Source organism: Planctomycetia bacterium, from assembly GCA_015075745.1.
Lineage (GTDB): Bacteria > Planctomycetota > Phycisphaerae > UBA1845 > UTPLA1 > UTPLA1.
The window spans coordinates 1272024-1284991 of the sequence record JABTTW010000001.1 but is presented as its reverse complement, the minus strand read 5'-3'; the positions used below and the strand labels follow the sequence as shown (position 1 = coordinate 1284991).

At 61.2% G+C, this 12968-nt stretch carries 6 protein-coding genes and 1 pseudogene; 5 read left to right on the top strand and 2 right to left on the bottom strand.

The features are described 5' to 3' along the window. Nucleotides 1-857 precede the first annotated feature (857 nt). Together HS101_05055 and HS101_05050 are read right to left on the bottom strand one after the other, a co-directional pair. Nucleotides 858-2177, bottom strand: a pseudogene (locus tag HS101_05055) (IS1380 family transposase). Between the two features lie 1382 nt (nt 2178-3559). Continuing rightward, complete coding sequence (locus HS101_05050) at nt 3560-6337, bottom strand: hypothetical protein (protein MBE7505639.1); 2778 nt, start codon at nt 6335-6337, stop codon at nt 3560-3562. A 461-nt stretch (nt 6338-6798) separates the two neighbouring features. On the opposite strand from HS101_05050, the gene HS101_05045 reads away from it, so the two are divergent. The 5 genes from HS101_05045 (at nt 6799) to HS101_05025 (ending at nt 12965) form a co-directional block, all read left to right on the top strand. After that, nucleotides 6799-7842 (top strand): LOG family protein, encoded by a 1044-nt coding sequence (locus tag HS101_05045; protein MBE7505638.1) that lies wholly within the window; start codon nt 6799-6801, stop codon nt 7840-7842. 59 nt (nt 7843-7901) lie between these two features. Continuing rightward, nucleotides 7902-8489 (top strand): hypothetical protein, encoded by a 588-nt coding sequence (locus tag HS101_05040; GenBank protein ID MBE7505637.1) that lies wholly within the window; start codon nt 7902-7904, stop codon nt 8487-8489. Between the two features lie 64 nt (nt 8490-8553). Then, the gene (aroF, locus tag HS101_05035; protein ID MBE7505636.1) at nt 8554-9567 is read left to right on the top strand and encodes a 3-deoxy-7-phosphoheptulonate synthase; all 1014 of its coding nucleotides are present in this window, start codon (nt 8554-8556) and stop codon (nt 9565-9567) included. Between the two features lie 177 nt (nt 9568-9744). After that, on the top strand, nt 9745-11595 hold the full coding sequence (locus tag HS101_05030) for a glycosyltransferase family 39 protein (protein MBE7505635.1): 1851 nt from the start codon (nt 9745-9747) through the stop codon (nt 11593-11595). Between the two features lie 62 nt (nt 11596-11657). After that, nucleotides 11658-12965, top strand: coding sequence for a PQQ-like beta-propeller repeat protein (locus tag HS101_05025; GenBank protein MBE7505634.1), 1308 nt, complete (start codon nt 11658-11660; stop codon nt 12963-12965). The last annotated feature ends 3 nt before the right edge of the window (nt 12966-12968 follow it).

Below are 12968 nucleotides of genomic sequence, written 5' to 3'. Positions count from 1 at the left end.
ATCCCACCGCCCGATAGGGCGGACGAAATGCCACCGGTTCAATCGCGTGCCCGCATCCGTGACTCATTCACGGCTGCTTGAACCGCATCGACGCTCGCCCGCACACGAAGCAGCGTCCCCCGCTTAGCCCCGGATAGGGGCAACGGAATGTAACCGCGGGTGGAGCATCGCCACGCCGCAGGCCGGGGCGATGCGTAACCCGTGGTAAAGTGTTGAGATGTCTAACAAGCCCCGGGCAGGGGCGTTGGAGATTTGATTCCCCTCGCAGGCGATCGAAGTCATCCTCCGCCTATCGCCCGGCAGGGCGCACGATGGTTGCCAGACGGTTTCAACCTCTGGAAAGCAGGCTCCCCAATTATTCTCTCTTCTTCCCCACCGCCCGAAAGGGCGAACGAAATGCCCCCGATCAAATCGCGTGCTCGAATCCGCGATTAATCCATGGCCCCATGCCCGGGCCTATCGCTCGCCCCGCACTCCGAACAAACCCCGCTCTCGTTACCGGTCAGATCGTATCCGCACTGCCGGCAATGCCCCTCGGGGATGCGCTTTCGGGTCTTCCAGATCACACTTGTTGAAACACCCGCAAGCATCACCACTGGCAAACCGAGCGGAATGTAGATCGTTCCATCGTCTCGGCTTCTGGGAAGTCGAAACCATACATTCAAGAGAGCACCGAAGACGTCTTTAACGACATCAACGCGGGTTATCACAAACCCTAACCCGCATATTTCATCAGTGATCTTCGAATGGTGATGGACGGAGTTTTTCGGCTTTGTGCGTGAGCGGAGGGACGAAGGTGGAGGTTGGAGCGCGCAGGGCCCCCTTACCCCCAAGCGGTGATCAGGTTGTTTTTCGGGTCATGATGGGGCGGGCGGGATCAGGCGGAGTCGTGGAACCAGGGATCGCCACAGGTCCTGCAGGGGGCAGCTGCTCGACAGTCGCAGTACGACGCGGCGCACGGAGACGACCACCCGCGCGGCGACCTTGAGGAGTTTCAGGCGAATGGTGTTCACCTGGGCCTCGGCCAGTTCGGTGCCGGCCAGGGCCGTGCGGCGCAGCGTTTCCACCAGGACGTAGGCCGCCGAGGACAACAGCAGCCGGAACTGATTGGCCAGGAAGGCGTGGCAACTGGTGCGATCGGCGAAGAGCCCGAGCTGCTGCTCCTTGATGCGGTTCTCCATGTCGCCGCGGGCCGTGTACAGACCGTCGTAGATATCGTTCGGCGTGCGGTCGGTCAGGTTGGTCACCACGAATCGAACGTTGGGCCCCTGAACCAGCCGCCGCTCGGCCTTGACGATCACGCGGCGCGGGCGATCCCAGGTCTGCGCGCGTACTCGATCTCGTGGAAGTTCCGCACCTTCTGCTGCGTGGTGGCGAACTGGGCCTCGGCCGCCTGCATGAAGGACTCGGCCGCTTTCTCCAGGACGGTGTTGCGGGCCAGGCCCAGCACGTACTTGACGCCGTGCCGGTCGCACCATTTCATCATTCGCCGGCGGCAGAAGCCGGAATCCCGCGGACGATGATCCGCACCCCGGGCCACGCCTGTCGCAGCCGCTGCACCAGCAGCTTCAGGATGGGCCAGGCGTGATGGGCCCCGTCGATGTTGCTGGGCCGCAGGTGGAGACCAGCAGCCGCGAGCCGCAGAACACATACAGCGGTAGGAAGCAGTGGTGGTCGTAATAGCCGTGGAAGAAGCGGCCTTCCTGGTTGCCGTGGATCGGATCGTCGGTCGCGTCGAAGTCGAGGATCAATTCCTCCGGCGGCGATTCATAGGACGCGATGAACTGCTCCACCAGCACACGCGACATTCGTGCCAGGTCGCCGCGCGTGACGCGGTTCTCCAGCCGGCACAAGGTCGGACTGCTGGCCAGCGGCTCATCCGCGCTCGGCGGCCGCCCGGTCAGGACCGCCAGCACGGGATCGCTCCGCAGGGCTTGATGGTCGTTGAGATCTTCGTAGCCCATCGCAATGGCAAAGATGCGGCTGGGCCAGCATGACCCGCTGGTCATGTTGATTCGGGCCGGATCACGCGGGTCGTTGATGACCCCGGCCAGTTGATCGACCAGGCCCAGACGCCGCTCGACCTCCCGAAGCAGCAGACCCCCGGCGTCTGAGGTGAGCGTTCCGCCTGTGAAATCGGCCACGATTTTCTTGCGGCCGAGACTGGAAAAGAACATCGGTTTGCTGTTACAGTCTGTCACGAAAAAGCCTCCCTGCCTATGGACCGGAATGTTCTTAAGAAACCCCAGTCTACAAGGCTTCGAGGCTTTTTCTATTCCTATTCAACGCCGACCTGATGAAATATTCGGGCTAAGGGCCTGTTCGTTGGATCGTCCTGCACCCATAATCCGCCATTGATCAGACAAATACTCAGTCCCCGAATCCAGCACGCCGGGTATCTGTTGAACGAAAGCGCACTCGCAACCGTGATCGCTACGGAGCTGGCCAGCCCGAGCATCCCAAGCCGCCTCATCCACATTCGTCGTTTGTCACTCATCGCGGCCACAGGCTACAATTCTACTCGACGCACCGCCACGGCAGTTACGCGATCTCGACCGCCAGACCCAGGCCATGCTGCGATACACTTGGTGGATCACAATCATGACAGGTGTTATGCTGCTCTGCACGATCATAAACATCTTCCCGGCCATTAAATCGATTGTCGAGTAATTCACCTTGCGATTCCTATGGGCAGACCGAAACACCCCGCTGATCTTACTCATCGGCGCGGCCGTCCTCGCCGTCCTATTCGTCGTCATCCGATACTGGAAGCTCCTCGTCCCCTGATCCTGTCCCTGGATTCCCGAAAATCCACGTCGCAGAAACCCTCCCTCAAGCTCCCCCGCGCGGACACGGGGCAGGACTCCGAGCGAACTCAGCCTCGGCCCGTAGGGCCAAAAGTCAGTAGGCAGGGGCATCGCCCCTGTACGACAGCAAGCCCCCAATCCATATCGACCCCAACGGGGTCGTATCCCGGCACGCGCGATCACCGCTCCCCCGCGCGGACAGGGAGCAAGTCTACCTGTAGAGACTCCACTGCCGCCGCCCATCAAAGGGGTGCCACATGCCCGGCATACGCATCAAACTGATCGCAGATAAAAAGTACGGCCCCCGCCGTTTCTCGCCGTTTTTCACCCAAAACGCGAGTCGCCCCAACACATGTCCGCCACAAGACTTGCAACCGAAAAAAATCCCGTGTGTCACTATATGTCACCTTGGTTTTTGCAGGTCTTCGGCAATCTCCAGAAGCAGGGAAGCGGGTTTTCACCTCGCACTGATGTGCGCGGGAAAGGCCTCGCGGCGGCGTGGGCGCGAGAATCAATTTTCGCACCGCCAACCACAAAAGTCAGCGCTACAGTCGGCGCCTGCCCGCCGGCGTTTCACCGGTGCCATACCGGCTGTCACTCAACTCGCGAAGGTGAGACACAATCCCCGCGCCCCGGCGCCGTTTTTCACCCAAAATCACGACCGCCGCAAGCCACTATCAATAAACGACTTACAAGCGTTCGCGCCGACTTTTTTCGCCTATTGTCACCTGGGTTTTGACGGACCCGCCGCACTATTTCCCCGGCGGCGGGAGCACCTTGATCGCGATCTCCGACTTCGCTTCGCCGAAGGTCGCCGTCACCTTATAATCGCCCGGCGGGACAAAATGCAGAATGCCCAGCCCCGTGTCCGGTGTCTCAAGTCGGTCGTGCTTTTCCGGTTGCAGGTCCCAAAGCACGCGCTGGATGCCCGGCGCGCTGGAGCCGGACAAGGCGCGGACGGTGTTGCCCGCCGAGTCGGCGATGGTGATCTTCACCTCTTCGTGGTTGAAGTCGCGGACCCAGTAGCTGATCTGCATTCCCTTCGGCGGGTTCGGCGCGCGGAAGATCTGATCGCCCCAAAGCCCCTCGTAGGGGAGGTAGTACTGCGGCCTGCCGGTCTTACTCTCGAACAGGTGAAACTCGCTGCGAACGATGTCCGGCGTAAGCTGCGACAGCGGCGTGGCATCGTCGAGAATATAGATCGATCGGCCATGCGTCCCGGCGATCAGGTCCATCTCCCGCGGATGCTGCTGGATGTCATCGACCGCCACCGTCGGCAGGCTGTCGGCGTTCAGCTTCACCCAGTGCCCCCCGCGATCGATGCTGACGAACATCGCCCGCTCGGTGCCGATGTAAAGCACGTCGGCGTTCTTGCGATCCTCGCGGACCACCTTGACGACCTCATCCGCCGGCAGCGCCCCATCGCCCTCGCCGGTGATCTGCGTCCACGTCTTGCCCGCGTCGGTCGTCACCATCAGCACCGGGAAGAACCGATTGCTGCGATGCCCGTCGATCGAGACATAGGCGGTGTCGCGGTCGTGGTGCGAGGCCTCGATTCTCGAAACGTACATGCCCTCGGTCTGCGGCGGCGTGACATCCTGCCACGATCCGCCGTCGTCCTGCGTCACATGAACGCGTCCGTCGTCCGTCCCGGCCCAGAGCACGCCCGCCGCCAGCGGCGACTCCGCCAGCGACACCACCGTCCCGTGCGTCTCCGCCTCGCTGCCCACCGTCATGATCTTCTCAATATCCCGCGTCGAAAGGTCCGGGCTGATCTTCTCCCACCGATCGCCGCGGTCCGTCAGCTTGAAGACGTGATTGCCGCCGAGATAAAGCGTCGTGGGGTTGTGCGGCGAGATGAAAAAGGGGCTGTTCCAGTTGAAGCGGAATCGCTCCTGCCCCTCCTTCGGCGAAGGCTTGATCCGCTTGCGGAATCCGGTGTCGAGATGGATACGGCCGACCTCGCCGCCCTGCCATTCGCCATAGACAATGTTCTTGTCGGTCGGGTCAAACGCGACGTGATAGCCGTCGCCACCCCACAGCAGCCGCCAATCCGAGTTGGTGATGCCGCCCTCGGTCACGCCCTCGGCCGCGGCCACTTCGCTGGAGCCGGATGACATGATGGTTGCACTCGGGCCGATCCAGGTGCAGTTGTCCTGCAGGCCGCCGCCGACGCGGTAGGGGTCGCTCATGTCGAAGGCGATGTTGTAAAACTCGCCCGCGGCGATGTTGTTGTGGAAGACCCAGGTCTTCGCCCGGTCAAAGGAGGTGTAGATGCCGCCGTCCGTTCCCATGAGCAGGTGCTCGTTGTCCGCAGGATCGACGACCAGTTCGTGCATATCCCCGTGCGGCAACTTCGCCCCGCCCGCGCGAAAGTTACGCCCGCCGTCATCGCTGATCGCCAGGCCCCAGCCGAGCATGTACACGCGGTTATCGTCGACCGGATCGACGCGCACCTTGGAGAAGTAGAACGGCCGGAAGTTGAGTTCGCTGACCCGCGTCCAATTATCCCCGCCGTCCTCGCTGCGAAAGAGCCCGCCCGAAGTCTGGCGATTGTCAAAGATGTCGACGCCCGATCCCCCGACGTCGGACTCGACCACGGCGTAGAGCACCTTCGGGTTCTTCAGATAGATGTCGAGCCCGATGCGACCCGTCTGCGGCGGCAACCCGCCGCCCAGCTTCTTCCACGTCGCTCCGGCGTCGGTCGACTTGTAGATGCCGCCCTCCGGCCCACCGCTCATCATGCTCCACGCAGTCCGCCGCCGCATGTACATCGCCGCATAAACCGTGTCCGGGCTCTGCGGATCGATGCGCACATCGCAAGCGCCGGTGTTCTCATCAATCTGCAACATCGGCTTCCACGTCTTGCCCGCGTCGTCGGTCTTATAGACGCCGCGCTCCTCGTTGGGTCCCCACAGATGACCCAGCGCCGCGACGTAGCAGACGTCGGGATTCCGCGGATCCACCGCGAGCTGCGGAATATCGTGCGAGTCCTTCAGCCCGACGCACTCCCACGTCCCGCCGCCATCGGTCGAGCGATAGACGCCCGCCCCCCACGACGACGAGTTGCGCCCGTTCCCTTCGCCGGTTCCGACCCACACGATGAGCTTCTCATCTTCGCCGTCTTTGCCCTCGTCGGATGCCGCCTTGCACACTGCGACGGACCCGATGGAAGCGGTCGCCTCCTTCTCGAAGAGCGCCGCGAATGTCGTGCCGTGGTTGTCCGTCTTGAACAGCCCGCCGGTGCCGAAGCCAACGAAGAACGACTTGCTGCTGCCCGGCATCTGCGCGATCGCCGCGACACGCCCGCTCATATTCGCCGGGCCGATGCTTCGCCAGGAAAGCGATTTGAGATCGCTGGCCTTAAGCAGGCGATTCGGGTCGGGCGTCTGATCGACGGGCGTCGTGTTCCGCGTGACGATGACGGTTGTCTCCGCCGGTTCGGCGACGGCGTATTGCGGCTCCGTGCAGCCGGACAAACCGAGGACGAGACTGAAAGCCGCGAATCGAACGAGAAGCGTCTTTTGCATGTGCCGTTTCTCCCGTAACAGTGACGACGGTTTCGAGACATCGTACTACTGCCTCCGCACCGGGGACACCCGCGAGCGCCCCGACATCGGCCGGTGCGTCAAACGAGCACCCCCCAAGAAATGAACCCTCGGCGGATGTCGGACCGGTGACCCGTAGCCGAGCCGGTCACAGCCCAGGCCAAGACGAGGTGAACACATTGCGAATTCCGTCTCATCCGATAACGTGTCATGGTGGCTAACCGACCCCGACCGAGGGATTCGCTGTAAGGTCATTGTCCGATTCAATTTGCGCGTGGCTTTACCGGGGAGGCGATCATGTGCATCCTGCTCGTGACGGCGACGAGGCCTTTGGCCCTTCGGCCCAGTGCGGTTATACTCGCTCGGTTTGCGAAAAAGAGAATGCATTGAGGTGAGTTGAAGTGATTAACGAAGCCAAAGTTCCCCCGCCCAGTGAGCCCAGCATGTTGACGACCGAGGAGAGGGCGGCCCGTGACGCGGCGATTGAGGAATTCGTCCGCAAGTACGCGCCGGGCCTCGATTCCGACCTTTACGCCAGCATGATCAAGACGGTCTGCCGGATGTCGCGCGACGCGACGAGCCGTGCCGACGTGAAGCTGGTGGACAAGGCCCTTGCCGAGTTGCGGTACGGATTCAAGACCTTTGCTCCGTACGAAGATATTCCCAAGGTATCCATCTTCGGCTCGGCGCGGACCAAGGAAGACGCGCCGGAGTATCTGCAGGCGATTCAATTCGCCCAGCGGATGCGCGAGTCGAACTGGATGGTCATCACCGGGGCTGGCGACGGCATCATGAAGGCCGGCCACGGCGGCGCGGGCGTCGAAGCGAGCTTCGGCGTGGCGATTCGGTTGCCCTTCGAGCAGAAGACAAACGAGATCATCGCCGACGACAAGAAGCTGGTGAACTTCAAGTATTTCTTCACGCGAAAACTGATGTTCACGAAGGAAGCCAAGGCCGTCGTCCTGTTTCCCGGGGGCTTCGGTACGCAGGACGAAGGCTTTGAGGTGCTGACGCTGGTGCAGACCGGCAAGGCGAACCTGGTTCCCATCGTGATGGTGGACGCGCCGGGCGGAACCTACTGGCAACACTGGCGGACGTACGTGAAGGCCGAACTCCTCCACACCGGCATGATCAGCGCCGAGGATATGAACCTGATCAAGGTGACGGACGACGTCGAGGTGGCGGTTCAGGAGATTCTGACGTTTTACCGGCGATTTCACTCCTACCGGTATGTGCGAGACACGCTAATTATTCGGCTGAACGAATCGCTTCCGAAGGAAGCAATCCTGCATATTCAGGAGCAGTTCTCCGACATCATCAGCAGCGGGTCCATCGAGCTGACCGGTCCGCTGCCGGAAGAGGGCGATGATGTCCCGGAGAAGCCACGCCTGGTGATGAACTTCAACCGGCGATCACACGGTCGCCTGCGTCAGATGATCAACTACATCAACACCGTGGGGACGCCCTCCATCGCGGCGGCGCACTGAGGCGGCGCGGAGAAACCTGGCGGCGTCGCCCGGCAACGAGCGATCGCCGATCGCGAATCATGCGACGAACCATCCTGCTCATTCTGCTTTTGATCGTTCCGCCGGCCGCGACCATCGCCATGCCGCATCTGTTGGAGCTGCGCAACATTCCGCGGCGTTTTGTCGAAGTCGAGTCCGGCAAGATCTACCGCGGCGGCTTTCCCGACGTCGGGGATATCGAGTATCTGAGCCGGGTCAAGGGCGTTCGGACCATCGTCAGTCTCACGGGTCCGACCGATCGTGAGAACGAGGCGGCCATGCTTGCCGAGGCCAAGCGGCTCGGCCTGAAAATGTATCGGTTTCCGATGCCGGGCAACGGCCGCGGCGACTATGTTTCCATGGATCGGGCCGCCGCGGCGGTCGCGGATGAGGCGAACTGGCCGGTATTTTTTCACTGCGCTGCGGGCAAGCAGCGATCCAATGCGGTGCTTGCCGCCTACCGACTAAGATACTGCCACTGGCCGATCGGGAAGGTTAAGGACGAGTTGGAGAATCGACACGACCTTGACCAGTCCGACGATAAGGAGCGATCGCTCTGGGAGCACATTGAGGGCTATGCGCGACGCCTTAGCCGAGAAGAGCCGTCAACGGCGCCATCCCAAAAATGATCAACGAATCGAAACTCGTTTATGGCGGCAGGCATCGGGCGGCCGGGCCGACTGGTAGAACACCATGCTGATCGTGATGGAAAAATCCGCGACCCCCGCCCAGATCAAAGCCGTTTGTCAACGGATTGAGGAGTTGGGTTACAAGCCGCACGAGATACCCGGCTCGATCCGAACGGCGATCGGTATTACCGGCAACCAGGGGGCGGTATCCGCGGAGCAATTCCTACTACTGCCCGGCGTCGGGGAATGCGTGCCGGTTTCAAAGCCGTACAAGCTGGTCAGTTGGGAGGTCAAGCCGGAAGCCACGATTGTGGACGTGCGCGGCGCGAAAGTGGGCGATGGTTCATTGGCCGTGATGGCGGGCCCATGCTCGGTGGAGTCGCGCGATCAGGTCTTCAAGACGGCGGAGCTTGTCGCCGCCAGCGGCGCGAGGTTTTTTCGCGGCGGGGCGTTCAAGCCGCGCACTTCGCCTTATGCCTTCCAGGGATTGAAGGAGGAGGGCCTTCAGCTTCTCGCCGAGGTGAAGAAGAACTTCGACTTGCGCATCGTGACCGAGGTCAAGGACAGCGAGACACTGGACGCAGTCGCCGAGGTGGCCGACGTTCTCCAGATCGGTGCGCGGAACATGCAGAATTTCTCGCTGCTTGAGGCCGCGGGCCGGATCCGCAAGCCGGTCCTGCTCAAGCGCGGCATCAGCGCCACGCTGCAGGAATTGTTCATGGCGGCTGAGTACCTTCTCGCTCTGGGGAACTATCAGGTCATCCTTTGCGAGCGTGGCATTCGTACATTTGAGACGATGACCCGAAATACGTTTGATCTGTCGGCCGTCGTCCTAATCAAACATTACACCCACCTTCCGGTCATCGCCGATCCTTCGCACGGTGTGGGCATCAGTTGGGCGGTACCGCCGCTCGCTCGTGCCTCAGTCATCGCTGGCGCCGACGGCATCATGGTCGAAACTCATCCACAGCCCGACAAGGCCCTTTCCGACGGCCAGCAGGCCCTTTCCTTTGAGGTTTACCGGCAGCTTGCCGTCGAAATGGCGGAGCTGGCGGAATGGCGCGCGAAGCGGCGCTAACCTCAACAACACCCCACGTGTCTAGTGATCCGATCATCCAGGGAACTTCCTCTCCATTCCGGAGATATCTCGCTGACGTTTTCGACTCAGAATGCTGACTTGGCGGATAGCCGCCTTTTTGCACCGTCAACGATGTTGATCGGTCTCGCGGCTTTCCTCGCTCTCGGAGCGGTCCTCTTGACTGAAGGGCCGCATCTCGCGGATCACGAGGTCATCGTCGCGCAGACTGCCCGGCAGATCGTCGATTCAAATCATTGGCTCGTACCTCATTACCTGGACACGCCATTTCTGGTGAAGCCGCCGCTGCCCGCCTGGACGGTGGCGACACTGTCGGAGTTTTTTCCAACGGATTCGATGACTGGACACGCCGTCACAGATGTGACTGCGCGGCTGCCCTCGTTCGCGGCAACCGTACTGACCATCCTGATTGTCCGACGGCTTGCGCGAAGGATGTTCGACACTCGCACGGCGGACATCGCCGCCTTCGTCACTGCGACCTCGTTCGGCATGCTTCTGTTCAGCGTCAACGCCACGGCCGAGGCGATGCTGACACTGTTGTGCACGTGGGCCTTTGCGGAGTTCTGGTACTCGCAGACGGCCGAGAGCCCGAGAGAAGGGCGGTCGCATCTGATTCGCTTTTATATCGCGCTGGGATTGGCCATGCTGGCGAAAGGGCCGATGCCGATGGCCATGGTTTGCCTGCCCATCGCGTTCTGGTGGTGGGCCCAGCGAAGTATTCGGCTTGTGGCCGCGGGCGGACCGGCGACCATAGGGCCGGCATTGATGAAGGGGATCAGGGAATTTGGGTCGCGTTTTTTGATGTCACTGCGCCGTCACGGTCTTTGGTGGGGCATTCCGCTGTTTTTGTTAGTGTTCCTGCCGTGGATGATCTTCGTTGCCGGGAGGGAGCCTTATGCGTGGCGGCTCTGGGACTATGAGTTTCTCGATCGAGCCAGGGGGAGCTATCCGGGATGCAAGTGGGGCAAGCTGCATTACTACTTCCCGATCCTGTTTGGGATGCTGCTTCCGTGGTGTCTGTCGCTTCCGGAGGCGATCGCAGCGCCATTCCTTCGGAAATACTCGGGACATCGCAGGCCACTGATCTACGCATGGTGCTGGGTCGTCGTCCCGTTCTTGTTTGCGACGATGATGAGCTTCAAGAAGCCCTATTACATCCTTCCGATTGTGCCGGGCTGCTCGCTGTTGCTGGCTGTCGTGCTTGAGCGGCTGTTCTTCAGGACGGAGAAGTTCAATGCGCGACTGATGTGGGGCATCCTTGCGGCGATCTTGTCGATCATCGCGTCGATCCCGATTGTCGGGTGGTTTCTTCTGCCGAAGATGTACCCCGAAGAATGGCACGGCCCGGCTCCTCTGCAGGGAATCGTGATCTGCATCGCGATCCTGATCGGTCTGTCGTTGTCGGCGACATGGTTCGTCCGCGGCCTTCGCCGGCGAAGTCTTGTGGGGATCGGCCTGACGTCGCTGGTGGCGTTTGCCGTCACCTGGTGTCTGATGGGGCCGCAATTGTCCAACATCGACGATCCACTGGCCCTGGTCAAGAAGCTCCATGCCGCCGGCATCGACGACGCCACGCCGCTTTACTGGGCGAGTAACCGGCCGGACGGGAGAGTGACCTTCTATGGCGGCCGCGAACTGCGGCAGGTGGTTGATCCGTATCGTCTCATTGCCGAGCACCGCGACCGCGCTGATGGAGACGATCTTCGCATGATGGTGGCGGCGCGTATTTTAGATCTGCTAAGAGGGTCGACAACGGTTTACATGGTGATGCAGCGCGAGGACTACCAATTGCTTATGAGTATCATGCGCCCGCCGTCGCGGATTCTTTTCAGCCTCGATCGCGGTGAGATCGGCGAGGACGGCGAGGATTGGCTGGTCATCACGAACGAGAACGTAGATCCATCGTTATCCGCTGTTGAGAAGTGTCGCGATGGTAATCCCGTGCATCACTTTGGGCGGCGCCCTTTGTATGCAAGCATGTGGTGCCAACTACCTCGTCACCGGCTATGATCTCGGGCTGGAGAGAGCCGCTACATTCAACTGAAGGGCCATAACACGACGGAGAAGCCATTATGCGATCGACCGCCATTGTCCTATTGGCCTTAGCCGCTGCAGTTCCGACAAATTCCACGGCGACCTTCGCGGACGACTGGCCACAGTGGCGCGGGCCGGGACGCGACGGGGTCTGGCGCGAGTCGGGAGTAGTTACGCGCTTCGACAAGCCCCAGCTCGACATCGCCTGGCGGGCAAAGATCGGCGGCGGATACTGTGGGCCGACCGTGGCCGATGGGCGAGTCTATGTCACCGATCGCCTGATCGAGCCCAAGCAGGTTGAGCGCGTGCATTGTTTCGATGCCAAGACGGGCAAGACCATCTGGAGCCACGATTACGACTGCGTTTACAAGGACATCGGCTACGACGCCGGTCCGCGCGCGTCGGTGACCGTCCACGACGGCCGGGCCTATGTGTTGGGGGCCATGGGGAACTTCTTCTGTTTCGATGCCGCAAGCGGGAAGATTCACTGGCAAAAGGATGTTTTGGCGGAGTACAAAGTTCGCATGCCGATCTGGGGGCTGGCGTGCGCGCCGTTGATTGAGAGGGACCTCGTCATTCTGCAGATCGGGGGCGAGGGCGAGTACGACATCGTCGCATTTGATCGAAAAAGCGGGAAAGAGGTGTGGCACGCCTTGAAGGATCCTGCATCGTATTCCGCGCCGATCATCATCGAGCAGGCCGGGCGGCGCGTGCTGGTCTGCTATACCGGTGCGAATGTCGTCGGCTTGAATCCCGCGGACGGCTCGTTGTACTGGAGTATTCCGTTCCCGCCGACGCGGATGGTCATCGGGATTGCGACGCCCGTTCACCGTGGCGATTATATTTTCGTGTCGAACTTTTTTGATGGTTCCATGTTGATTCGGCTTGGAAAGAAGGAACCGACGGCTGAACTGGTCTGGAAGCGAGCGGGCGAGAGCGAGCAGAAGACCGATGCGCTGCACTCGATTAACTCCACGCCATATCTGAAGGGGGAGTACATCTACGGGGTCGATAGTTACGGCGAATTGCGCTGTCTCGATTTGCTTACCGGCGATCGGGTCTGGGAAAGCGCCGAGGCCGTACCACACGATCGATGGGCGACGATTCATTTTGTCGAACATGGCGACGATGTGTGGATGTTCAATGAAAAGGGCGAACTCATCATCAGCCGCCTGTCGCCGCAGGGCTTCAAGGAAGTCAGTCGTGCCAAGCTGATCAAGCCGACGCGGGACCAGCTTCCTTCAAGACGCGGCGGCGTTTGCTGGTCGCATCCGGCCTTCGCCGATCGGCATGTGTTTGCGAGAAATGACGAGGAAATCGTCTGCGCGGACTTGTCGCAGAAGTAGCGC

What these genes read in the sequence shown, in the direction of transcription:
- HS101_05050 (MBE7505639.1), bottom strand. Translation starts at nt 6,337, where the DNA reads ATGCAAAAGACGCTTCTCGTTCGATTCGCGGCTTTCAGTCTCGTCCTC.
- HS101_05045 (MBE7505638.1), top strand. Translation starts at nt 6,799, where the DNA reads ATGTTGACGACCGAGGAGAGGGCGGCCCGTGACGCGGCGATTGAGGAA.
- HS101_05040 (MBE7505637.1), top strand. Translation starts at nt 7,902, where the DNA reads ATGCGACGAACCATCCTGCTCATTCTGCTTTTGATCGTTCCGCCGGCC.
- aroF (MBE7505636.1), top strand. Translation starts at nt 8,554, where the DNA reads ATGCTGATCGTGATGGAAAAATCCGCGACCCCCGCCCAGATCAAAGCC.
- HS101_05025 (MBE7505634.1), top strand. Translation starts at nt 11,658, where the DNA reads ATGCGATCGACCGCCATTGTCCTATTGGCCTTAGCCGCTGCAGTTCCG.